Genomic DNA, 21,676 nt, shown 5'->3' with positions numbered 1-21,676 from the left:
TGACCCGCGCTCCGTGACTGACCTGCCCAAGCCAAGGGTAGGCCCGCCAGCGGAGCTTGCGCAAACCGGAAGGATGACCGTGGCCAATTCCGCTTCGATTTCCGCTGATATCGCCGGGCGTTATGCACAGGCCCTTTTCGATCTGGTGAAGGATTCGGGTCTTGACGCCCTGTCCACGCAAATCGACAGCCTGGCTGCCGCCCTTGACGAAAGCGCGGATCTTCGTGACCTGACCGTCTCGCCTTTGTATGGCCGCAACGCGCAGGAGTCCGCGATTGCCGCGCTGGCCGAGCGCATGGGCCTGTCGGTCGAGCTGACCAACACGCTGCGTCTGCTGGCAAAGAACCGCCGGCTGTTCACGCTGCCCCAATTCATCGCCAAGCTGCGCGGCCTGATCGCCGATGCGCGTGGCGAGATGACCGCCGATGTGGTCAGTGCAACTGAGCTGACCGAAGAACAGAAGACCCGCCTGGCCGATACTCTGGCCAGCAAATCGGGCAAGAAAATCAAACTGAATGCGCGCGTCGATGAGACCCTCATCGGCGGCATGATCGTTAAACTGGGCTCGAAGATGATCGACAGCTCGATCCGCTCGAAGCTCGCCTCCCTCCAGAATGCTATGAAAGAGGTCGGATAATGGGAATCCAGGCAGCCGAAATCTCGGCCATCCTCAAGGATCAGATCAAGAATTTCGGTCAGGACGCCGAGGTGGCCGAGGTCGGGCAGGTGCTGTCCGTCGGTGACGGTATCGCCCGCGTCTACGGCCTGGACAAAGTCCAAGCCGGCGAAATGGTCGAATTCCCGGGTGGCATCCGCGGCATGGTGCTGAACCTTGAAACCGACAACGTCGGCATCGTGATCTTCGGCGACGACCGTTCGATCAAGGAAGGCGACACCGTCAAGCGCACCGGCGCCATCGTGGAAGTCCCCGCCGGCAAGGGCCTGCTGGGCCGCGTTGTCGACGCTCTGGGCAACCCGATCGACGGCAAAGGCCCGCTCGAGAACGTCGAGCGCCGTATCGCCGACGTGAAGGCCCCCGGCATCATGCCGCGCAAATCGGTGCACGAGCCGATGGCGACCGGCCTGAAATCTGTCGACGCCATGATCCCCGTTGGCCGCGGCCAACGCGAGCTGATCATCGGCGACCGTCAGACCGGCAAGACCGCGATCGCGCTCGACACCATTCTGAACCAGCAGAACTACAACGGCCGCGAAGCCGATGGCATGAAGACGCTGCACTGCATCTATGTCGCCGTGGGTCAGAAGCGCTCGACCGTTGCCCAGCTGGTGAAAAAGCTGGAAGAAACCGGTGCGATGGCCTACACGACCGTCGTCGCCGCGACCGCTTCGGACCCGGCTCCGATGCAGTACCTGGCACCCTATTCGGCGACCGCCATGGGTGAATACTTCCGCGACAACGGCATGGACGCTCTGATCATCTATGATGACCTGTCCAAGCAAGCCGTTGCCTACCGTCAGATGTCGCTGCTGCTGCGCCGTCCGCCGGGGCGTGAAGCCTATCCGGGCGACGTTTTCTATCTGCACTCGCGCCTGCTCGAGCGTTCGGCCAAGCTGAACGACGCGAATGGCAACGGCTCGCTGACGGCTCTGCCGATCATCGAAACCCAAGCCGGCGACGTTTCCGCCTATATCCCGACCAACGTGATCTCGATCACCGACGGTCAGATCTTCCTGGAAACGGAACTGTTCTTCCAGGGCATCCGCCCGGCCGTGAACACCGGTCTGTCGGTGTCGCGCGTTGGTTCGGCCGCTCAGACCAAGGCGATGAAATCGGTCGCAGGTCCGGTCAAGCTGGAACTGGCCCAGTATCGCGAAATGGCTGCTTTTGCACAGTTCGGCTCGGACCTCGACGCCGCAACGCAAAAACTGCTGAACCGCGGTGCGCGCCTGACCGAGTTGATGAAACAGCCGCAATACTCGCCGCTGACCAACGCCGAGATCGTGATCGTCATCTATGCCGGCACCAAAGGCTATATCGATGCCGTTCCGGTCAAGGACGTGACGAAGTGGGAGCAGGGCCTGATCCAGTTCCTGCGCAACCAGAAAGCCGATCTGCTTGATGACATGACCCGGAACGACCGCAAGATTGCGGGCGAACTGGAAGCATCGATCAAGGCAGCGCTGGACGGTTACGCCAAGACCTACGCCTGAGGGAGGGATAGATGCCCAGCCTCAAGGACCTAAAGAACCGGATCGGCAGCGTTAAGAACACGCGCAAGATCACCAAGGCGATGCAAATGGTCGCCGCCGCGAAACTGCGCCGTGCGCAGGAAGCGGCGGAAGCCGCGCGTCCCTATGCTGACCGGATGGCCGCTGTCATGGCCGGGTTGACTGCTTCGGCAGCCGGCTCGGACATGGCGCCGCGCCTGCTGGCGGGAACCGGCGAAGATCGCCGGCACCTGCTGGTGGTGCTGACCTCGGAGCGCGGGCTTGCGGGCGGGTTCAACTCGTCCATCGTCAAGCTTGCACGTCTGCGCCTTGCCGAGCTGCGCTCGCAGGGCAAAGAGGTGACCATCCTGACCGTGGGCAAGAAGGGCCGCGAACAGCTGAAACGCGATTTCGGCGATCTGTTCGTGCATCACGTCGATCTCAGCGAGGTCAAGCGCATCGGTTACGACAATGCGCGCGGCATCGCGGATGAGATCCTCGACCGCTTCGAAGCAGGCAGCTTCGACGTGGCCACGCTGTTCTACAACCGGTTCGAATCCGTCATCAGCCAGATTCCGACTGCCCGGCAGGTCATCCCCGCCGTGATCGAAGAAACGTCCGAGGCCGGTGCCTCGTCGCTCTACGACTACGAGCCGGATGAGAATGCGATCCTGAACGATCTGCTGCCCCGTTCGGTGGCCACGCAGATCTTTGCGGCGCTTCTGGAAAACGCGGCGTCCGAGCAGGGCGCACGGATGAGCGCCATGGACAACGCCACGCGCAACGCCGGCGACATGATCGATCGCCTGACCACCGAGTATAACCGCTCGCGTCAGGCTGCGATCACCAAGGAACTGATTGAAATCATCTCGGGCGCCGAGGCGCTCTGACACGTAGGGGTATAACATGGCAGAGGCCAAAGGAAAAATCACGCAGGTGATCGGCGCCGTCGTGGACGTACAGTTCGACGGCCAACTTCCCGCGATTCTGAACGCTCTTGAGACCGAGAACAACGGCAAGCGTCTGGTTCTGGAAGTTGCACAGCATCTGGGCGAAAACACTGTCCGCACCATCGCCATGGACGCGACCGAAGGTCTGGTCCGTGGTCTGCCGGTCACCGACCTGGGCGAGCCGATCATGGTTCCGGTGGGCGACGTCACGCTGGGCCGCATCCTGAACGTCGTCGGCGAGCCCGTTGACGAAGGTGCGCCGCTGACCGTCACCGACAAGCGCGCGATCCACCAGCCGGCTCCGGACTTCGCTTCGCAGGCGACCGCTTCGGAAATCCTGGTCACCGGCATCAAGGTCATCGACCTGCTGGCGCCCTATTCCAAAGGCGGCAAGATCGGCCTGTTCGGCGGCGCCGGCGTGGGCAAGACCGTTCTGATCATGGAACTGATCAACAACATCGCGAAAGTGCACTCGGGTTACTCGGTGTTCGCGGGCGTTGGTGAACGGACCCGTGAAGGCAACGACCTGTATCACGAGATGGTTGAATCGGGCGTTATCGTTCCCGACAACCTGTCGGAATCGAAAGTGGCGCTGGTCTATGGCCAGATGAACGAGCCGCCGGGTGCCCGTATGCGCGTCGCGCTGACCGGTCTGACGCTGGCCGAACAGTTCCGCGATGCCTCGGGCACCGACGTTCTGTTCTTCGTCGACAACATCTTCCGCTTCACCCAAGCGGGTTCGGAAGTGTCGGCACTGCTGGGTCGTATCCCGTCCGCCGTGGGTTACCAGCCGACGCTGGCTACCGACATGGGCGCGATGCAGGAACGCATCACCTCGACCAAGAACGGCTCGATCACCTCGATCCAAGCCGTCTACGTCCCGGCCGATGACCTTACCGACCCGGCTCCGGCCACGACCTTCGCCCACCTCGACGCCACGACCGTTCTGTCGCGCGCGATCTCGGAACTGGGCATCTACCCGGCCGTGGACCCGCTGGACTCGAACTCGCGTATTCTCGACCCGGCAGTTGTCGGCGAAGATCACTACAACGTCGCGCGTGCGGTTCAGGGTATCCTGCAGAAATACAAGTCGCTGCAGGACATCATCGCCATTCTCGGCATGGACGAACTGTCGGAAGAAGACAAACTGACGGTGACCCGCGCCCGGAAAATCCAGCGCTTCCTGTCGCAGCCCTTCGACGTGGCGAAAGTCTTCACCGGTTCGGACGGCGTTCAGGTTCCGCTGGAAGACACGATCAAGTCGTTCAAGGCGGTTGTTGCCGGTGAATACGACCACCTGCCGGAAGCGGCCTTCTACATGGTCGGCGGCATCGAGGAAGTGAAAGCCAAGGCGCAGCGTCTCGCCGCTGACGCGGCGTAAGGGGGCGATATGGCCGACACGATGCAGTTCGACCTCGTCTCGCCGGAACGGAACCTTGTTTCCGTTCCCGTGCGCGAGGTGCGCCTTCCCGGCGCCGATGGCGACCTGACGGCGATGCCCGGCCATGCGCCGGCCATCGTCAACCTGCGGCCCGGTGTTGTCACCGTGGTCGCGGCTGACGGGTCGGAGACGGAGTTCGCGGTGACCGGCGGTTTCGCCGAGATCAACAACGAATCCGTCACCCTTCTGGCCGAGCGGGGACATCCGCGCGCCGAGATGACGCAAGAGATCTTCAATGACATGATGGCTCAGGCCCAGCGTCAGGTGAAGGTCGCGCAGGAGCGTGGCACTGCCGGGGAAGAGATCGTCGCCGCAGCCGTCAAGCTGCTGGCCGACATGGAGGCCCTTGGTACCCATATCGGGCTGGACCCCAACCAGTCTAATTTTCTGCATTAAGCAGGAAACCTGACCGGAAGATCAATTGAAGCCCCGGTAATTCCGGGGCTTTATCTATATAGGGGCGCCGCAATCCGGCGCTTTGGGGGAAAAGCTTTGAGACGGTTCGGTCATTACGCCGTGGGCATCGCCAACGGTTCCATCGACATGTTTTCGGCCTTTGAGGATCTCGGCCCGATGTGGACGGGAGAAGGTTCTCGGCTGGAGGCGCGGGAGGTCAGATTCGACGAGAGCTTCGTCGAACCGCCTGTGGTGCAGATCGGGCTGTCGATGTGGGACATTGGCGTCAACGGCAATCAGCGGGTCGACATCAAGGCAGTCAATGTCACCCGCGAGGGGTTCCGCGCTGAATTCCGCACCTGGGGCGATACGCGTGTGGCGCGGGTCCGGGCCAGTTGGATAGCCGTCGGACCCGTGCCACATCTTGACGATTTCTCGGACGACTAGGCCCTAGCTCTGCTCAATGTTCATCCGGATCAGCCCTGCGACCTGATCCGGGTGGGTAATCGGCAGCATATGCCCGGCCCCCGGCACTGTCGCGAGACCGACCTCCTGCATGCGCTCGGCCAAAGCCTCGGCGATGGACCCGATGACTGGCGGGGAATCCCCGCCCATGATCAGCATCACTGGCGCGTCGATCGCCTCAAGCCCGCCCTCGCGCAGGATATTCGCGCTGTCCCGCATCAGGGTGTCATTGCCCGATACCACCATGGCGATCTGCCGGATCAGCCGGGCCCGGCCTGTGGTGGTCTGTCGGTCCAGATCGACCTCTCCCCAAAGCGACAGGAACTGACGGGTCGCTTCCTCATCCATGCCGTCAAGGGACAGCCGGCGGATGGTCTCCAACTCGGTCTCGGCGGTGGGGTCGGGGGCTGCGGCAAACAGCACCGGCTCGATCAGGGTCAGGCTGCGGACGGCCTCGGGGGCGGCAACGGCGATGCGCAGTGCGATGGTCGCGCCGATGCTGTGGCCGATCAGGTCCAGTGGCCGCGTGATCAGCGGCGCGATCAGGCGGGTGGCATGGGTGTGAAAATCAGGCTCGCCCGGCCAGTCCGGGCTTTGCCCGTGGCCCGGCAGGTCGGGCGCGGTGATCTGCACCAGATTGGCAAGACCTGCCGCGATGGGACCCCAGTAGCTGGCATTGCCCATCATGCAATGCAGCGCCAGCGCCGGGCGCTCGGTTTGGCCCGGCCAGTTTCGAATATGCATGGGCGTCACAGGCTCGACAGATGGCGGTCGAGGAAGTCCAGCCGGTCCTGACCCCAGAACCGCTCGCCGCTGTCGCGGACGATGTAGAAGGGCGCGCCAAAGACCCCGGCCTCGACCGCTTCCTCCAGATTGCGCTCATAGGCCTGCGCGCCGACGAACAGCCCGCTATCGGCCAGACCGGGATCGAAGCCCGCTGCTGTCAATTTCGCGCGGATCACCTGGTCATCGGCGATATTCAGTTCCTCGGCCCAGACGGCGCGGACAAAGCTGCGCACCAGCGCGGGCAGATCGCCACCACCTGCCTTTTGCGCGGCGATGATCGCATAGGATGAGGGGGCAGGGTTCACCGGCCAGAAGGCGGGCTTCAGGTTCAGCGGCATGTCCAGATATTCGGACCAGCGGCGCAGTTCCTGCCCCCGGTATTCCATGCGCGAGGCGTGGCGATTGGCCGGGCGGATACCGCCGGTGCGGTCGAAAAGCTGCAGCAGGTCAAGCGGCTTGTATGTGATCTGGGCGCCATGCCGGGCGGCGATGTCTTCGAGCCGGCTGCCCGCAAGATAGGTCCACGGGCTTTGTGTCCCAAAGTAATAGTCGATATGCGCCATAAGCGGCCCTCCGGGGTTTGCGGGCAAGCTAACGCGGTGATAAGCGGGGCGCAATCTTACGAATCCAGCACCAATACGCCATATTCAGAATGACGGAGCAAGCCATGCCGGCCATGACCGAACCCAAGCTGATTGCGGGCAACGCGAACCGGCCTTTGGCCAATGCGATTGCCCGCCGCATGTCGATGCATCGCGGCATGAATGTCGCCCCGATCGAAGCCCGCGTCGAGCGCTTCAACGATCAGGAAATCTTCGTCGAGGTCTATGAGAACGTCCGCGGCGAGGACATGTTCATCATCCAGTCGACCTCGAACCCGGCGAACGACAACCTGATGGAACTGCTGATCATGACGGACGCGCTGAAGCGGTCGTCGGCACAGCGCATCACCGCCGTGATCCCCTATTTCGGCTATGCCCGTCAGGACCGTCGCTCGAAGGCGCGGACCCCGATCAGCGCCAAGCTGGTTGCGAACCTGCTGACCGAGGCCGGTGTCGACCGCGTCCTGACGCTGGACCTGCATGCGGCCCAGATCCAGGGCTTCTTCGATATCCCGGTGGACAACCTTTACGCGGCTCCGGTCTTTGCACTGGATATCCTGCACCACTTCAAGAACCGCCTGTCGGACGTCATGGTGATTTCGCCCGACGTCGGCGGCGTGGCCCGCGCCCGCGATCTGGCGCAGCGCATCGGCGCACCGCTGGCGATCGTGGACAAACGCCGCGAGAAACCCGGCGAGATCGCCGAGATGACCGTGATCGGTGACGTGACCGGCAAGACCTGCATCATCGTCGACGACATCTGCGACACCGCCGGCACGCTGTGCAAGGCCGCTCAGGTCTTGACCGAGCATGGTGCGACCGAGGTTCATGCCTATATCACCCATGGCGTCCTGTCCGGCCCGGCGGTCGAGCGCGTGCAGAACTCGGTCATGAAATCGCTGGTCATCACCGATTCCATCGAACCGACCGACCATGTCAAAAGCGCCAGCAACATCCGCATCGTTCCGACCGCGCCGATGTTTGCCCAAGCCATCCTGAACATCTGGAACGGCACCTCGGTCAGCTCGCTGTTCGAGGTCGATACGCTGGGCCCGATCTATGAGGGGCTTTACACCAACGTGTAATCCCAAGGCATGCGGCGTGGCCCATCCACGCCGTGCGGAACCCCGGATGCTGCCGCGTCCGGGGTTCTTTTCATTTACAGAAAGCGCGGGAACTCGATCTTGGGGCAGCGATCCTCGATCACCGTCAGCCCCTGACGCCGTGCCCATTCCGTGGATTGAGGATGGCGGATGCCAAGCTGCATCCAGATGGTGCGCAGCCGCGGCAGATAGGCGATCGCATCATTGACGATTCGCGGCACCGCCTCGGCCCGGCGAAAGATATCGACCATGTCGACCGGGATATCGGTCGGGATGGCCGAAAGGTCGGGATAGACCTGCTCGTCAAGGATGTGGTTGCCCGCATGGCCCGGATTGACCGGAATGACCCGAATACCCTGAGACTTCAGGAAGCGCGCCACGCCCCATGCCGGGCGGTGTTCATTCGGCGACAGGCCGACCATGGCGATGCAGCGGGTCTCGCGGGCGATTCGTGCAATATCGACGTCCATCGGCGAACTGCCGACGTCGCGGAGTATGGCGAATTCCATGTGATCCTCCCCCAGATCTCAACCTAAAGTCGCACATAAAAAGCGCCCGGTCCAGAGTTGGCCGGGCGCAAGTCGCGGAACGAGGGACAGTGATCTGACATGAGCGTTCCGTGCTCATGTCATGAAATAAATGACAACTGTGGCCTGAAAGTTCCACTCCTCTCGCGGAAAAGTGAGAATCTAGGGATGAAGCCGTGCCCAGACCGCTTTGGCCTGCATCAGGATGTCCTGCGGGTCGGCCAGCAGGCGTTCGCGGGCCGCTTCCGAGCGCAGCAGATAGGTGCGCTGGCCGATCACCGCGAAATAGCGGGGGTTTCCCGGCTCCGAGCGGCCTTCGGACAGGGCCACGACGCATAGCCCGCCCAGCCCCGGCGCAAAGGCCTTGGGGTTCGCCTCGAACCGCTCGCGATTGCCTTCCGAGACGAAATGCCACGCCTGACCGCGCCACATGGTCACGATGTCGGGCCGGCCGGGCAGGGCCGCGCCCTCTTGCCGGTAGCCGACCGGATCGATTCCGTTCAACGCCCAATCCTGCGCCGACGCGAGTTGCGGCCCGGCGGCAAACGACAGGAGAAGGGCGGCATAACGAAGCATGGCGGCTGCTGGTTGTGGAAAGGCTGGTTTACCCTGCATTTGGCAAATCGGCCCGTGATTCTCAACCACTGCCCCAGCAGCCTATCCGCGATGTGAAGGCTGCGCTCAGTTCCGTGAGGCTGCGTAAAGCGCCACAGCCGCCGCATTCGACACGTTGAGCGAACCGAAATCCGCGGCAAAGGGGATGCGGACGATCTTGTCGCAGGTCTCGCGGGTGCGTTCGCGCAGTCCCGGCCCCTCGGCCCCGAAGACAAGGCAGATGGCCCGGCCCGGCAAAGCCTCCAGCGCCTCGGGCAGGGTTTCCTCGCCGGTGCCATCAAGGGCAATGATCGTGTAGCCCATTTCTTTCAGCTCGATCAGCGCATCGGCCAGATTGCCCACGCGCAGATAGGGCTGGCGTTCCAGCGCACCCGAGGCGGTCTTGGCCAAGGCACCGGTCTCCGGGGCGCTGTGGCGCGACGGTGCGATGACCGCACGCGCGCCAAAGACCTCGGCCGAGCGCAGGATCGCGCCGACATTATGCGGGTCGGTGACGCGGTCCAGCGCGACCAGCAGCGGCTTGCCCGGCCCCGACAGTGCCAGATCGGCCAGCTTGCCCCATGTCAGCGCCTTGACCTCAAGCGCCGCGCCCTGATGGACGCTTTCGGGGGGCAGGGGCACGACGCGGTCGAAGGTGCGCGCGTCGGTGATTTCAGGCTCGATACCGTCGGGAATCTCGCCCAGCCGGTCCAGCGCGTTCTGGGTAACGACCAGCCGCAGCTTTTGCCGTTCGGGGTTGGCCAGCGCGTCGCGCACCGCATGCAGGCCGAACAGCCACACGGTCTCGGCCGCAGCGGCGCGGCGTGCGCGCTCTTTATCGATGACCCAGGTGGGCTTCTTGGTTTTCTGCGGTTTCTCGGCCATGGCGTTTCCTCGATTTCGGTTCTGGTTGCGCAGAAAACACGGAAAAATGCAACCTTTCGCAGGGTCGCAGCAACTTCCTGTGGATGACGCGTTTTTTTGCGCTTCTGCGCTTGACGCCCCCGCTCGCTATGGGTAATCACCGCCCCACGCCGAAAGCGATCGGCGGGCGACGTGCTGCAAGGTGCGGCAGCGGACTGTAACTCCGCCGGGGAGACCCATGCCTGGTTCGATTCCAGGGTCGCCCACCACTTTCCCTTATTTTCGAATAAAGTCAAAGTGGTGGCGCTCTGCCCGAGGGCCGGAGCAATCCAGAAATCCAAACTTGAGCACACTGCTGAATGGCGCATGTCATTGTTTTTCCCTGACTGGGAAAACGCAAGAATATCGAAATCGGCGCAGATGATGCGCCGTGCAGGCCTTGCCAATGCGGCCTGAGGTGACGGGCTAATAGCGACCCGTTCTTCCTGACAAAACGGAAACACCGCCCCGAGGGTGGGGCGGTGTCCCTGTTTCCCGTAATCGCGCGACCGGTTTAGCCGAATCCCGCAAAGGGACATCGGTCGCGCGGCTGCGGGATCACTCGGCGGCGAACTGGTTCATGGTGTTCGCGTGGCCGCCGGCCTTCAGCGCGCGCTCGCCGCCGACCATTTCCTTGAAGGTGTCGCCCAGATCGGAACCCACCTCGTGCTGGTGCTTGACCGCCGAGACGCCGCGACGAATTTCCTCGCGCTGGACGGTTTTGACATAGGCCAGCATCTTCTGGTCGCCGAAGTAGCCGCGCGACAGTTCGTCCACCGATTTCGCGGTCAGGTGGAAGGTCGGCAGCGTGATCAGGTTGTGGAACACGCCAGCGCGGGCCGAGATGTCGGTCTGGAAGCGCTGCAGACGGGCATCCGCCTCAAGGCCCAGTTCGGTCGCGTCGAAATCAGCCTTCATCAGCTCATTACCATCCGGGTAGTCAGCGGCGCTGATCTTGCCCTCGGCCAGCCATTGTTCGCGGACCTGTTTGCGCAGGTTCAGCGTCCAGTTGAAGCTGGGCGAGTTGTTATAGGTCAGCTTGGCATTCGGGACAGCCTTGCGGATCTCGTTCACCATGCCGGCGATCTCATCGACATTCGGGGTGTCGGTTTCGATCCAAAGCATGTCCGCGCCGCCTTGGGTCAGGTTGACGATGCAATCCTCGATGACGCGGGCGCGGCCGGTGCCTTCCTTGAACGGGAACAACCCATTGGCCATGCGCGCGGGCTTCACGAACTGGCCGTTCTGGAAGATCGCCAGCTCACCTTCCTGCATCGGGTTCGCGTCGGTGATCGCCTCGGTCTTGAGCCATTTGATATATTCGGCGGCCAGATCGCCGGGGCGTTGGCTGACCGGAACCTTCTGGGTCAGGCCTGCGCCAAGGCTGTCGGTGCGGGCGACGATGACGCCCTCGTCCACGCCCATTTCCTCAAGCGCCAGACGGCAGGCGCGCAGCTTCTCGATGAAGTCTTCGCGCGGCACGGTGACCTTGCCGTCCTGATGGCCGCATTGCTTGGCGTCCGAGACCTGGTTTTCGATCTGCAGCGCGCAGGCACCGGCCTTGATCAGTTCCTTGGCCAGCAGGTAGGTGGCGTGTTCGTTGCCAAAGCCTGCGTCGATATCAGCGATGATCGGAACCACATGGGTCTCGAAGCTGTCGATGGCCTCGATCGCCTTCTTCTCGGCCAGCGTATCACCGGATTTGCGGGCCTCTTTCAGGTCCTTGAACAGGTCGTTGATCGCCACTTCGTCGGCCTGACGCAGCGAGACGTAGATCTCGTTGATCAGGTCGGCAACGGCAGTCTTTTCGTGCATAGACTGGTCGGGCAGGTGGCCGAAGCGGTTGCGCAGACCGGCGACCATCCAGCCCGACAGATAGACATAAGTGCCGCGCGCGGTGCCGCGCATGCGTTTCACCGCCTTGATCATCTGCTGGGCGTGGAAGCCCGACCAGCAGCCCAGCGATTGCGTGAACTTGCTGCTGTCGGCGTCATAGGCCGCCATGTCGGCGCGCATCACCTTGGCCATGTCGCGGGCGATATCCAGATGGGTGTCATAGCTGTTCTGCATCCGCAGCTGGACGATATCGTCGACCGTGACGCCACCGGGGGTCTGGCCCGAGGGGTAACGCGCGGCAACTTCGGCGCGCAGTTCGGCATAGGTCTTGCGATTGGACATGAATTTCCTCCTCAGGAATTTTGGATAGGGGGCGGGCCGTGGCCCGCCGAAAAGGGTGCGCTCAGTCGAGGGCGTTCAGCACGTCATAGGCGGACGTGGTGATGAAATCGGGCAGGGTGGGCGCGGTCGCGGCCTCCAGCACGATCCGCGCCGCCGAGGGGTAGCGCCCGCGATGGAAGCGGTCCGGCCCGAGGTGTTCGAGGATCGAGACGATTTCGGCCTGGACCAGCTCGCCCAGCCAGTCGGCGGTCAGGCGGCGCTCATCCCCGAATTCGGTCGCGACCAGCGCGCCATGGCGGATCCATTGCCACAGCTGGGCACGGCTGATCTCGGCGGTGGCGGCGTCCTCCATCATGTTGTGGATAGGAACCGCGCCGCGGCCCTGCAGCCATTGCGCCAGATATTCGATGGCGACCGAGACGTTCAGGCGGACACCGGTTTCGGTGATCTTGCCCTGATGCGGTTTCAGCAGCATCGCGGGTTCGATCCGCCATTCCTGACGCGGACGTCTGATCTGGTTCGGGCCGGGCATGGCGTCGTCAAAGATCGCCTGAGCAACGGGGACCAGATCGGGATGGGCGACCCAGCAGCCGTCAAAGCCCATGCCGACTTCGCGGCGCTTGTCGGCGCGGACCTTGTCGAAGGCGGCCTCATTGGCCTCGGGGTCGTTCTTGACCGGGATCGCGGCCGACATGCCGCCCATCGCATGGATGCCGCGGCGGTGGCAGACCTTGACGACGCGCGCCGCATAGGTGGCCAGGAAGGCCTCGTCCATGACAAGGCTGGAGCGGTCGGGCAGGACATAGGCGGCGTGATTGCGCAGATTCTTGATATAGCTGAAGATGTAATCCCAGCGCCCGCAGTTCAGCCCAGCGATATGGTCGCGCAGTTCCCAGACGATCTCGTCCATTTCGAAGGCTGCGGGCAGGGTCTCGATCAGGACGGTGGCCTTGATCGTGCCTTGCGTAATGCCCATGCGTTCCTGGGCAAAGACGAAGACTTCGTTCCAGAACTTGGCCTCGCCGTGGCTTTCGAGCTTCGGCAGGTAATAGAACGGCCCGCGCCCGGTGGCGGCCAGCGCGCGGCCGCAATGGAACAGCGACAGGGCAAAGTCGAACAGCGCCGCGGAAACCGGCTGGCCGCCCATCAGGACATTGGCCTCGGACAGATGCAGGCCGCGGGGGCGGATGATCAGCAGGGCCGGGTTCGGGCCGACGCGGTAGGCTTTGCCCGTCGTCTCATCGGTGAAATCCAGCGTCCCGTCGCGATAGTCGATCAGGTTCGCCAGACCCGAGATGATGTTCTTGAAGCTGGGCGAGGTCGCGTCTTCGAAATCCGCCATATAGACCCGCGCGCCCGAGTTCAGCGCATTGATCATCATCTTGCGATCGACCGGGCCTGTGATCTCGACCCGGCGATCCTCAAGGGCGGCGGGGACGGGGGCGGCCTGCCAGATGCCCTGACGGATCTCGCGGGTATGGGGCAGGTAATCGGGAAGCTCACCCCGGTCCAGCCGTTCCTGACGGCGGGCGCGGGCGACCATCAGCGCGTGCAGGCGCAGTCCGAAACGGGCCTGCAGTTCGGCCATGAAGGTCATCGCATCGGGGGTCAGCACATGTTCCGAGCCTGCAACGGCGCGCAGGACAACGGGGGGCAGCGGGGGTGCGTTGCGATCGAGCGGCATTTTCGGCTCCTGTTGATTGGCCTATGAATGTCACGTTAGTAATGTCAGAAATGTAATGCACCATTTGATTGGGGATCGCGGACCTTCATCGGGTATGGTGGTAGGGTTTGTCACAGGCTTTGCGGCCGCTTTGTAAGGTTTGTCACATGACAAAACGCAACGAGAAACTGATCATCGGCCAGCGGTTGCGGATGCTGCGGCAATCGCTGGGGCTGACGCAGGCGCAGATGGCGACCGAGCTGGGGGTTTCCGCCAGCTACATCACCCTGATGGAGGCCGATCAGCGCCCGGCCTCGGCGCGCTTTCTGATGAAGCTGGCGCAGGTCTATGACCTGAATATCTCGGAGCTGGCGCCCGCGACCGATGCGCAATTGGCGGCGGATTTCTCGACCGCACTGAAGGACCCGGTTCTGGGGGTCGCGAACCTGCCGCGGGCGGAGCTTGAGGCGGTGCTGCAGGCCTCGCCCCGGATCGCGGCGGCCTTTGTGCGGCTGCATGACAGCCACCGCGAGGCGATCCTGCGCCCGATGGCCGATGACAACCCGATGACCGACCGCGACAAGGTCGAGGCATTTGCCGAATCCTCGCGTCCCGTCGATGTGGTACGGAACTGGTTCTATGCGCAAAAGAACTATGTCGATCCGGTCGACCGCGCCGCCGAGGCCTTGGCCGAGGAACTGGCGCTGCATCGCAATGAGCCGCATCTGGCACTGACCAACCGGCTGGCTGGACATGGCATCCATGTCCGCATCCTGCCCTCTCATGTCATGGGCGATCAGCTGCGGCGCTTCGATTTCCACCGCGGCGAGCTGATGATTTCCGAATTGCTGGGCCAGTCCAGCCGCCGCTTCCAGATCGGGGTGCTGCTGGCGCGGCTGGAACAGGAGGAGTTGATCGCCGGGTTGGTGGCACAGGCAGGGCTGTCCGATGCTGCCGCAGTGTCGCTGCTGCGGGTCAGTCTGGCGAATTACTTCTCGGCGGCGTTGATGATGCCTTACGCGCGTTTCCTCGCCGCCTGTGAATCGGCGCGCTATGATGTCGAACTGCTCAGCCACCGCTTTGGGGCAAGCTTCGAGCAGGCGGCGCATCGCATGACGACCTTGCAGCGCCCCGATGCACGCGGGATTCCGTTCTTCTTTGTGCGGGTCGATCAGGCGGGGAACATCTCGAAGCGGTTCAGTGCCGGGCGGTTCCCGTTCTCGCGCTTTGGCGGGACCTGTCCGCTATGGAACATCCATTCCGCCTTCGAGACGCCCGAGCGCGTCCAGACGCAGGTGATCCGCATGCCCGAGGGAGCCAGCTACTTTTCCATCGCGCGCACGGTGACGCGGGCGGGCGGGATGCATGGCGCACCGGCGCAAAGGCTGGCGATCGGGCTGGGCTGCGACGTGTCCTATGCCCCGCGCCTTGTCTATGCTGACGGGATCGACCTTGAACGGACGCGGCCGGTCGATATCGGGCTGAACTGCTATCTGTGCGAGCGGCCCGATTGCTCGGCCCGCGCCCATGCGCCCATCAACCGCCGCATGAAGGTCAATGAGCGCGAGCGCAGCCTTGCGATCTTCAGCTTCGAGGAAGAGGCCGGTTAGGCCGGGCTGTTCCCGGTCAGCTCGTCGATGACCTGCATCCACAGGCTTGCGGGCTGCGCGCCGCTGACGACATGGGTATCGGCGACGACGAAGGTCGGGACCGAGTTGATGCCGCGTTGGCGGGCGTGGATCTCGCGCGTGGCGACCTCATCGCGGTCCTCGGTGGTGGCGAGCAGGCGGCGGACCATCTGTCCATCCATGCCCGCGCCCTCGGCGATGGCGACCAGCACGTCGGGATTCGAGATGTTCTTGCCCTCGCGCCAATGCGCGCGCATCAGGCCGGACATGACCGGGGTCTGCGCAGCCTCAAGGCCCGCCCAGTAAAGCAGGCGATGGGCGTTCAGCGTGTTCGGTACGCGCTCGATCAGCGAGGGGTTGATCCACAGCCCCAACCGTTCGGACGCCTCCATCACCGGTTTCATCGCAGCGATGATGCCCTTTTCGTCGCCGAACTTCATCTTCATGTAGGCGACGTAATCCATCCCCGCCTGCGGCATCTGCGGGTCCAGCCGGAAGGGCTGCCAAGTGATGGCAAAGAGATGCTCGGGGCGGCTTTCCAGCGCCCGGTCCAGCTCGGCCTTGCCGATCAGGCACCAGGGGCAGACGGGATCGGCAAAGATGTCGAGGCGAACCTGTTGGGTCATGTTCTGTCCTTGCGATGGAAAGGCTGTGGCAGGGCGAATGCGCCTATTCGCGCTTTTACCGGGGCGGCGCAAGTCCTTCGGTCTTGAGCAGGGGCAGGCCGGTGCGGTCCTGCCAGCGGGCCGCCAGATCGTCCGGCACCGCATCTGTCGCGACAGCTTGGCGCAGCGCGGGCCAGGGCTTCCAGTCCTGCGCCATCAGCTGATCCAGTTCCTGATGCGCAACGGCAAGAACCGTCGCGCCATGGCGCGATGCCAGCAGCGGCCATTGCGCAGGTGTCGTGGCAGGGCCTGGAACCAGTGCCGCTGCCCCCTGTGCCCATGTCGCGAAAAGCGTGGTCAGCAGGTCCATGCCGGTCCCGCCCGTGATCAGCATCCGGTCCTGCGCAGTCAGGCCGAAGGGGTTGCCGGTCGGGCTGGTGCCGGGATCGAAGTCGTCAAGCGGTTGACCTTGGGCGAGTTCGCGCAGGTCAAGCCGTGGCCGGGCTGTGTCGGCGGTTTCCCCGGACAATAGCAAGGTTGCCGTGGGATGGTGGGTTGCCTTGGACGGATCGGTCACGGGCAGCAGTCCAGCCGCAGTGGCGGCAAGAAAGGCGATGGCGTGTTCGGGGCGGTCGCAAGCGGCAAAGACCAGCGCGTCGCCCGGCGCAAGGCCGGATGCCCGCATCGCCCCGGCCATGGACAGGATCGTGTGATGCAACCGGGCATAGGACCAGCGGTCAGCACGGCTGAGACCGATCACCGACATGGCCAGACGGTCCGGTGTGGCCAGTCCGGTCCGAATAAGCTGTAGCGCCGGTTGCGTCATCCTGTCCCCTTATGTCTGCGGCGTCGGGATAGGGGCAAGCGGCGCGCAAAGAAAGGGGGCTTTGCGCCCCCGTCGCTGACGCGACTCCCCCGCAGGATATTTTTGCAAGAAAGATGCCAGGCAGAACGCAAAACGGCCCGCCAGGGCGGGCCGTTCGAAAATTCGGCGTGCGATCAGAGCAGCTTCAGATCCGAGGCCGAACTGCGACCGTCACGACCCGATTGCAGTTCATAGGCGATCTTCTGGTTGTCGTTCAGGCCGGTCAAACCAGCGCGCTCAACTGCCGAGATATGGACGAAAACGTCCTTGCCGCCATCATCAGGTGCGATGAAGCCATAGCCTTTCGTGGCGTTAAACCATTTTACGGTGCCGGTAGCCATAATACCGTCTCTCCTTCGAAAACTACCCGGTGCGAGATTGCCCCGGGCCGTGCAGCCCTTTCTCGTATATTCCGGCTGCCCGTAGAGGGAGGCGGTAGAAAGTCGTGCTCACGCGTCCGAGAGGATGAATGATTCGCTAAAAAAGGCAAGCGGTAATGCGCCGAGCGTCATGAAGACGCTCGACGTTTTCGGCAATATGTCGCTGATATTGCGGCAGCCTCAGCGCATGTCAGGCGGCGTTGCCTCGGAGCAAAGCATCTGAACCGCTTCGTCCAGTTTCAAGCTTTCGCTGCCCTGTTTGTCAAGGCGTCTGACAGAAACGCTGCGTTCCTCGACCTCTTTCATGCCGATCGCCATGATGGCCGGCACTTTGCCAACGGAATGCTCGCGGACCTTGTAGTTGATCTTTTCGTTGCGCGTATCTGCCTCGGCACGGATGCCGGCGGCGCGCAGCGTCTTAACCACTTCATGGACGTAATCATCCGCGCCCGAAACGATCGAGGCGACGACGACCTGACGCGGCGCCAGCCACAGCGGCATCTTGCCCGCGTAGTTTTCGATCAGGATGCCGATGAAACGCTCAAAGCTGCCCAGCACGGCGCGGTGCAGCATGACCGGCATGTGCTTGTGGCCGTCCTCGGCGACGAATTCCGCGCCCAGACGGTCGGGCAGGTTGAAGTCGCATTGGAATGTGCCGCATTGCCATTCGCGGCCGATGGCGTCGGTCAGCTTGAAGTCCAGTTTCGGGCCATAGAAGGCACCGTCGCCGGGATTGACCTCATAGGGCAGGCCCAGATGCTCGATGGCACCGGCAAGTGCGGCCTCGGCCTTGTCCCAGATCTCGTCCGAGCCCACGCGGACATCCGGGCGGGTCGACAGCTTGATGTCGAACTTCTCGAAGCCGAGATCCTTGTAGACCGAAGACAGCAGGCTGATGAAACCGGCGCATTCCGCCTCGATCTGGTTCTCGGTGCAGAAGATATGCGCGTCGTCCTGCACGAAGCCGCGCACGCGCATCAGCCCGTGCATCGAGCCCGAGGATTCGTAGCGGTGGCACGAGCCGAACTCGGCCAGACGCAGCGGCAGATCGCGATAGGATTTCAGGCCTTGGTTATAGACCTGAACGTGGCAGGGGCAGTTCATCGGTTTCAGCGCATTGATGCGCTTTTCCTTGGCACCTTCCTCGTCGACTTCGACGATGAACATGTTCTCGCGATAGGCTTCCCAATGACCCGACTTCTCCCACAGGATGCGGTCGACGACTTGGGGCGTCTTGATTTCCTTGTAATCCGCGCGGATCAGGCGGCGGCGCATATAGGCTTCAAGCTCGCGATAGATGGTCCAGCCATTCGGGTGCCAGAAGACCATGCCCGGCGCTTCTTCCTGGAAGTGGAACAGTTCCATTTCCTTACCAAGCTTGCGGTGGTCGCGTTTCGCGGCCTCCTCCAGCATGGTCATATGCGCTTTCAGGTCGTCGCGATTGCGGAAGGCGACGCCATAAATGCGTTGCAGCATCGGGCGCGAGGCATCGCCCAGCCAATAGGCGCCTGCGACATGGGTCAGCTTGAAGGCATCGGCCGGGACCTGCCCGGTATTTTGCAGATGCGGGCCGCGGCAAAGGTCCTGCCAGTCGCCATGCCAATACATGCGCAGATCCTCGCCTTCGGGGATGCGGGCGATCAGCTCGACCTTGAAGGGCTCGTTACGCTCTTCGTAATAGGCGATGGCACGGGCGCGGTCCCAGACCTCGGTGCGGACCGGGTCGCGGGCCGCGATGATCTGCTTCATCTTGGCTTCGATCTGGCCAAGGTCTTCGGGGGTGAAGGCTTCGGCGCGGTCGAAATCATAGAACCAGCCCTGATCGCGGACCGGGCCGATGGTGACTTTCACGTCGGGCCACAGCTCTTGCACGGCGCGGGCCATGATATGGGCGAGGTCGTGGCGGATGAGTTCCAGCGCAGGTTCGCTGTCCTTCATCGTGTTGATGGCGATCTTGCCGCTGCGATCGATCGGCCATTGCAGGTCGATATGCGCACCATCAAGGCTGGCGGAAATCGCGTTCTTGGCAAGGCTGGGGGCGATGGAGGCTGCGACCTCGGCGGCGGTGATGCCGGCGGGATAGTCGCGCGAATTGCCATCGGGGAAAGTAAGCGAGATCTGGGACATGCAGTCCTCCTCGTCGGTTTGGCGCCCACGGAACGCCCGGTTGCGGGTTATGTCCGGCGGATTTGGACGGATTGAGACGGCTTGTCAATGCGGTTAGGCAAGGGTGTGATGCCGCGCCTTGTGCCCGTCGGCCAAAACACAGGAACGAATTCAATGACCGAGTTTCTTGAAACGCCGCAGGGTCGGCGCATCGCCTATAACCGCATTGCCGGGCAGGGGCCGGGCGTGGTCTTTCTGGGCGGCTTTCGGTCGGACATGCAGGGCACCAAGGCGATCTGGCTGGAGGAATGGGCGCAGGCGCGGGGCCGTGCCTTTCTGCGCTTCGATTATTCGGGCCATGGGGAATCGGACGGGCGTTTCGAGGACGGCTGCATCGGCGACTGGCTGGAGGACGCCGTTGCCGCGATCTCGGCGCTGACGACGGGGCCGCAGGTGCTGGTGGGGTCGTCCATGGGAGGCTGGATCAGCTTGCTGGTCGCCCGCGCCATGCCGGAACGGCTGGCCGGTTTGGTGACGATTGCCGCCGCGCCGGATTTCACCGAACAGGGCTTCTGGGCCGCCTTCGGCCCGGCCGAGCGCGAGATGCTACTACGCGACGGGCAAGTCGCCATTCCCAGCGAATATGGCGCGCCCTATGTCATCACCCGCCGTTTGATCGAGGATGGGCGCAACCATCTGGTCATGTCCGCGTCGCTGGACCTGCCGTTTCCGGTGCGCTTCCTGCAAGGGACAGCGGATGAGGACGTGCCGGCCCATTGGGCGATCAGCCTGCTGGACCATGCCACGGGGCCGGATATGCGGCTGGCGCTGGTCAAGGGCGCGGATCACCGCTTTTCGACCCCCGATTGCCTTGATCTGATCGGGGCTTCGGTCGCGGAAGTGCTGGAACGGGGCTGATCGCGGCTCAGATTGCGAGCTTACCGTCCTCATCATTGGCGACGGTGCGGCCGCAATCCTCGGGCTTGTTGATGCGGCGTTTTTTCGCCGGGCCGCTGGTGCTGGCCTGTTCGTCGATGAAGTCCAGCACCAAGGGGCGGATGTTCAGCCGCCAGCTTTTCCCGGCAAAGATGCCGTAATGCCCGGCGCCGGGTTCCAGATGTTGCTGCTTGCGCCCGTCGGGCACGCCGCTGCACAGGTCAAGCGCGGCGACGCATTGGCCGGGGGCCGAGATGTCATCATTCGCGCCCTCGACCGTCATGATGGCGACATCGTGGATTTTCGACAGATCGACCCGGCGGCCATGCACCTTGAACTGGTTCTGCGCGATCTCGCGTTCCTTGAAGATGCGCTGGACGGTCGACAGGTAGAATTCGGCGGTCATGTCCATGACCGCAAGATATTCGTCGTAGAAGGTGTTGTGCTTATCGCCTTCCGAGCCAAGGCCGCGGGCCTCGGCGAAGATCTTGTTGATGAAGGCGCGGGCATGGGTGTCGGCGTTCATCGCGATGAAGGACGAAAGCTGCGCAAGGCCGGGATAGACCATGCGCCCGGCACCGCGATACTTGAAGCCGACCTGCTGGATCAGCAGGAAGTCCAGCTCTCCCATGGTCATGCGGTTGCCGAAATCGGTGACTTCGGTCGCGGCGGCGTCGGGATCGATCGGGCCGCCGATCAGGATCAGTGAACGGGGCTGGGCCGCTGGCTCATGCTCGGCCAGTATCGCGGTCGCGGCCAAAGCCAGCGGCGCGGGCTGGCAGACGGCGATCACGTTGGTATCGGGCCCCAGATGGCGGATGAAATCGACGAGGTATTGGGTGTAATCCTCGATGTCGAACTTGCCGGCGCTGACCGGGATATCGCGGGCATTGTGCCAGTCGGTGACATAGACATCGCAATCCGACAGCAGCGAGGTGACGGTGGTGCGCAGAAGCGTCGCGTAATGGCCCGACATGGGTGCGACAAGCAGCACCTTGCGCGGCATCGGTTCGCGACGGGCAACGCGGAAGCGGACAAGGTCGCCGAAGGGGAGGGTCAGTTCCGGCTCGACATAGACGATGTGGTCCTGCCCGTCCTCAGAGACGATCGGCGGGATTTCCCAATCGGGCTTGATCACCATGCGCGAGAAGCTGCGCTCGGTCACGCGACCCCAGGCGGACATCAGCTTGAACATCGGATGCGGGATCATCGCGAAGGCGGGATAGGATCCCAGCGCCCGCGCCGTCGCCCCCAGCCATTCGTTGGTGTTCCGGTACGTTTCCATCACGTCGTAGGAAATGATGCCCTTGGCACCCTTGTAAGTCGCCATCTTGCCTACTCATGATGTTCAGGCCTGCCGGAGAGGAGTCGGCTTTACC

Annotated in this window: 21 protein-coding genes and 1 tRNA gene; 10 read left to right on the top strand and 12 right to left on the bottom strand. The window is 63.2% G+C overall.

What is annotated here, in order from left to right; translation table 11 throughout:
* The first annotated feature begins 73 nt into the window (after positions 1-73).
* From GL300_RS10605 to GL300_RS10580, 6 genes are all read left to right on the top strand, one after another.
* Positions 74-637: a F0F1 ATP synthase subunit delta gene (locus GL300_RS10605; protein WP_155039603.1), complete on the top strand. Its 564-nt coding sequence runs from the start codon at positions 74-76 to the stop codon at positions 635-637.
* Complete coding sequence (atpA, locus tag GL300_RS10600; RefSeq protein ID WP_155039602.1) at positions 637-2,172, top strand: F0F1 ATP synthase subunit alpha; 1,536 nt, start codon at positions 637-639, stop codon at positions 2,170-2,172. Before GL300_RS10605 ends, atpA begins: the two co-directional genes overlap by 1 nt.
* 11 nt (positions 2,173-2,183) lie before the next feature.
* The gene (locus GL300_RS10595) at positions 2,184-3,059 is read left to right on the top strand and encodes a F0F1 ATP synthase subunit gamma (protein WP_155039601.1); all 876 of its coding nucleotides are present in this window, start codon (positions 2,184-2,186) and stop codon (positions 3,057-3,059) included.
* Between the two features lie 16 nt (positions 3,060-3,075).
* The gene (atpD, locus tag GL300_RS10590; protein ID WP_155039600.1) at positions 3,076-4,500 is read left to right on the top strand and encodes a F0F1 ATP synthase subunit beta; all 1,425 of its coding nucleotides are present in this window, start codon (positions 3,076-3,078) and stop codon (positions 4,498-4,500) included.
* Positions 4,501-4,509: 9 nt separating this feature from the next.
* Positions 4,510-4,956, top strand: coding sequence for a F0F1 ATP synthase subunit epsilon (locus GL300_RS10585; protein WP_155039599.1), 447 nt, complete (start codon positions 4,510-4,512; stop codon positions 4,954-4,956).
* Between the two features lie 96 nt (positions 4,957-5,052).
* Complete coding sequence (locus GL300_RS10580) at positions 5,053-5,403, top strand: H-type lectin domain-containing protein (protein ID WP_155039598.1); 351 nt, start codon at positions 5,053-5,055, stop codon at positions 5,401-5,403.
* A gap of 3 nt (positions 5,404-5,406) precedes the next feature.
* Here the strand turns inward: GL300_RS10580 and GL300_RS10575 are convergent, their stop codons facing one another.
* Entirely contained in the window at positions 5,407-6,165 is a 759-nt protein-coding gene (locus GL300_RS10575; RefSeq protein WP_155039597.1) for an alpha/beta fold hydrolase, read from the bottom strand.
* Between the two features lie 5 nt (positions 6,166-6,170).
* Positions 6,171-6,770, bottom strand: a complete 600-nt coding sequence (locus tag GL300_RS10570; RefSeq protein WP_155039596.1) for a 2-hydroxychromene-2-carboxylate isomerase — start codon at positions 6,768-6,770, stop codon at positions 6,171-6,173.
* Positions 6,771-6,874: 104 nt separating this feature from the next.
* Between GL300_RS10570 and GL300_RS10565 the strand changes: the two genes are divergently transcribed.
* Positions 6,875-7,894 carry a ribose-phosphate pyrophosphokinase gene (locus GL300_RS10565; RefSeq protein ID WP_155039595.1) on the top strand — a complete coding sequence of 340 codons (1,020 nt, stop codon included), beginning with the start codon at positions 6,875-6,877 and terminating at the stop codon, positions 7,892-7,894.
* 74 nt (positions 7,895-7,968) lie between these two features.
* Here GL300_RS10565 and GL300_RS10560 read toward each other — a convergent pair whose 3' ends face one another.
* From GL300_RS10560 to rlmB, 3 genes are all read right to left on the bottom strand, one after another.
* On the bottom strand, positions 7,969-8,421 hold the full coding sequence (locus GL300_RS10560) for a CoA-binding protein (RefSeq protein ID WP_155039594.1): 453 nt from the start codon (positions 8,419-8,421) through the stop codon (positions 7,969-7,971).
* 180 nt (positions 8,422-8,601) lie between these two features.
* Complete coding sequence (locus GL300_RS10555) at positions 8,602-9,015, bottom strand: YHS domain-containing (seleno)protein (protein ID WP_155039593.1); 414 nt, start codon at positions 9,013-9,015, stop codon at positions 8,602-8,604.
* Between the two features lie 105 nt (positions 9,016-9,120).
* Complete coding sequence (gene rlmB, locus GL300_RS10550) at positions 9,121-9,918, bottom strand: 23S rRNA (guanosine(2251)-2'-O)-methyltransferase RlmB (protein ID WP_155039592.1); 798 nt, start codon at positions 9,916-9,918, stop codon at positions 9,121-9,123.
* A 164-nt stretch (positions 9,919-10,082) separates the two neighbouring features.
* On the opposite strand from rlmB, the gene GL300_RS10545 reads away from it, so the two are divergent.
* A tRNA-Tyr gene (locus GL300_RS10545) sits at positions 10,083-10,166 on the top strand.
* 328 nt (positions 10,167-10,494) lie between these two features.
* Here the strand turns inward: GL300_RS10545 and GL300_RS10540 are convergent.
* Positions 10,495-12,114, bottom strand: a complete 1,620-nt coding sequence (locus GL300_RS10540; RefSeq protein ID WP_155039591.1) for an isocitrate lyase — start codon at positions 12,112-12,114, stop codon at positions 10,495-10,497.
* A gap of 61 nt (positions 12,115-12,175) precedes the next feature.
* A complete protein-coding gene (gene aceB, locus GL300_RS10535) occupies positions 12,176-13,798 on the bottom strand; it encodes a malate synthase A (RefSeq protein WP_155039590.1) in 1,623 nt (540 codons plus the stop codon).
* A gap of 146 nt (positions 13,799-13,944) precedes the next feature.
* Here aceB and GL300_RS10530 point away from each other — a divergent pair, with 146 nt between their 5' ends.
* Entirely contained in the window at positions 13,945-15,387 is a 1,443-nt protein-coding gene (locus tag GL300_RS10530; protein WP_155039589.1) for a helix-turn-helix domain-containing protein, read from the top strand.
* Here the strand turns inward: GL300_RS10530 and GL300_RS10525 are convergent.
* The 4 genes from GL300_RS10525 to thrS all read right to left on the bottom strand — a co-directional run bounded on the left by GL300_RS10525 (position 15,384) and on the right by thrS (position 19,382).
* Positions 15,384-16,031, bottom strand: a complete 648-nt coding sequence (locus GL300_RS10525) for a DsbA family oxidoreductase (RefSeq protein ID WP_155039588.1) — start codon at positions 16,029-16,031, stop codon at positions 15,384-15,386. The two genes, GL300_RS10530 and GL300_RS10525, sit on opposite strands and share 4 nt — an antisense overlap.
* Positions 16,032-16,086: 55 nt before the next feature.
* Positions 16,087-16,836 (bottom strand): AMP-binding protein, encoded by a 750-nt coding sequence (locus tag GL300_RS10520; protein ID WP_155039587.1) that lies wholly within the window; start codon positions 16,834-16,836, stop codon positions 16,087-16,089.
* Between the two features lie 173 nt (positions 16,837-17,009).
* On the bottom strand, positions 17,010-17,216 hold the full coding sequence (locus GL300_RS10515; RefSeq protein WP_011747293.1) for a cold-shock protein: 207 nt from the start codon (positions 17,214-17,216) through the stop codon (positions 17,010-17,012).
* A gap of 219 nt (positions 17,217-17,435) precedes the next feature.
* Positions 17,436-19,382 (bottom strand): threonine--tRNA ligase, encoded by a 1,947-nt coding sequence (gene thrS, locus GL300_RS10510; RefSeq protein ID WP_155039586.1) that lies wholly within the window; start codon positions 19,380-19,382, stop codon positions 17,436-17,438.
* A gap of 153 nt (positions 19,383-19,535) precedes the next feature.
* Between thrS and GL300_RS10505 the strand changes: the two genes are divergently transcribed.
* A complete protein-coding gene (locus tag GL300_RS10505; RefSeq protein ID WP_155039585.1) occupies positions 19,536-20,279 on the top strand; it encodes an alpha/beta hydrolase in 744 nt (247 codons plus the stop codon).
* 7 nt (positions 20,280-20,286) lie between these two features.
* On the opposite strand, the gene phaZ is transcribed toward GL300_RS10505, so the two are convergent.
* Positions 20,287-21,627 (bottom strand): polyhydroxyalkanoate depolymerase, encoded by a 1,341-nt coding sequence (phaZ, locus tag GL300_RS10500; protein WP_155039584.1) that lies wholly within the window; start codon positions 21,625-21,627, stop codon positions 20,287-20,289.
* Between the last annotated feature and the right edge of the window lie 49 nt (positions 21,628-21,676).

It is taken from the genome of Paracoccus litorisediminis (assembly GCF_009711205.1).
Taxonomy (GTDB): Bacteria; Pseudomonadota; Alphaproteobacteria; order Rhodobacterales; family Rhodobacteraceae; genus Paracoccus; species Paracoccus litorisediminis.
The sequence above is the reverse complement of the archived record's forward strand: the minus strand, read 5'-3'. Positions and strand labels throughout refer to the sequence as shown.

Bases quoted from the DNA above. Each gene is read 5' to 3' on its own strand.
- GL300_RS10565 (WP_155039595.1), top strand. From the start codon at position 6,875: ATGCCGGCCATGACCGAACCCAAGCTGATTGCGGGCAACGCGAACCGG.
- GL300_RS10605 (WP_155039603.1), top strand. From the start codon at position 74: ATGACCGTGGCCAATTCCGCTTCGATTTCCGCTGATATCGCCGGGCGT.
- GL300_RS10540 (WP_155039591.1), bottom strand. From the start codon at position 12,114: ATGTCCAATCGCAAGACCTATGCCGAACTGCGCGCCGAAGTTGCCGCG.
- GL300_RS10555 (WP_155039593.1), bottom strand. From the start codon at position 9,015: ATGCTTCGTTATGCCGCCCTTCTCCTGTCGTTTGCCGCCGGGCCGCAA.
- GL300_RS10530 (WP_155039589.1), top strand. From the start codon at position 13,945: ATGACAAAACGCAACGAGAAACTGATCATCGGCCAGCGGTTGCGGATG.
- phaZ (WP_155039584.1), bottom strand. From the start codon at position 21,627: ATGGCGACTTACAAGGGTGCCAAGGGCATCATTTCCTACGACGTGATG.
- thrS (WP_155039586.1), bottom strand. From the start codon at position 19,382: ATGTCCCAGATCTCGCTTACTTTCCCCGATGGCAATTCGCGCGACTAT.
- atpD (WP_155039600.1), top strand. From the start codon at position 3,076: ATGGCAGAGGCCAAAGGAAAAATCACGCAGGTGATCGGCGCCGTCGTG.
- GL300_RS10505 (WP_155039585.1), top strand. From the start codon at position 19,536: ATGACCGAGTTTCTTGAAACGCCGCAGGGTCGGCGCATCGCCTATAAC.
- GL300_RS10560 (WP_155039594.1), bottom strand. From the start codon at position 8,421: ATGGAATTCGCCATACTCCGCGACGTCGGCAGTTCGCCGATGGACGTC.
- GL300_RS10570 (WP_155039596.1), bottom strand. From the start codon at position 6,770: ATGGCGCATATCGACTATTACTTTGGGACACAAAGCCCGTGGACCTAT.
- GL300_RS10515 (WP_011747293.1), bottom strand. From the start codon at position 17,216: ATGGCTACCGGCACCGTAAAATGGTTTAACGCCACGAAAGGCTATGGC.
- atpA (WP_155039602.1), top strand. From the start codon at position 637: ATGGGAATCCAGGCAGCCGAAATCTCGGCCATCCTCAAGGATCAGATC.
- GL300_RS10520 (WP_155039587.1), bottom strand. From the start codon at position 16,836: ATGACGCAACCGGCGCTACAGCTTATTCGGACCGGACTGGCCACACCG.
- GL300_RS10595 (WP_155039601.1), top strand. From the start codon at position 2,184: ATGCCCAGCCTCAAGGACCTAAAGAACCGGATCGGCAGCGTTAAGAAC.
- GL300_RS10575 (WP_155039597.1), bottom strand. From the start codon at position 6,165: ATGCATATTCGAAACTGGCCGGGCCAAACCGAGCGCCCGGCGCTGGCG.
- aceB (WP_155039590.1), bottom strand. From the start codon at position 13,798: ATGCCGCTCGATCGCAACGCACCCCCGCTGCCCCCCGTTGTCCTGCGC.
- GL300_RS10585 (WP_155039599.1), top strand. From the start codon at position 4,510: ATGGCCGACACGATGCAGTTCGACCTCGTCTCGCCGGAACGGAACCTT.
- GL300_RS10525 (WP_155039588.1), bottom strand. From the start codon at position 16,031: ATGACCCAACAGGTTCGCCTCGACATCTTTGCCGATCCCGTCTGCCCC.
- rlmB (WP_155039592.1), bottom strand. From the start codon at position 9,918: ATGGCCGAGAAACCGCAGAAAACCAAGAAGCCCACCTGGGTCATCGAT.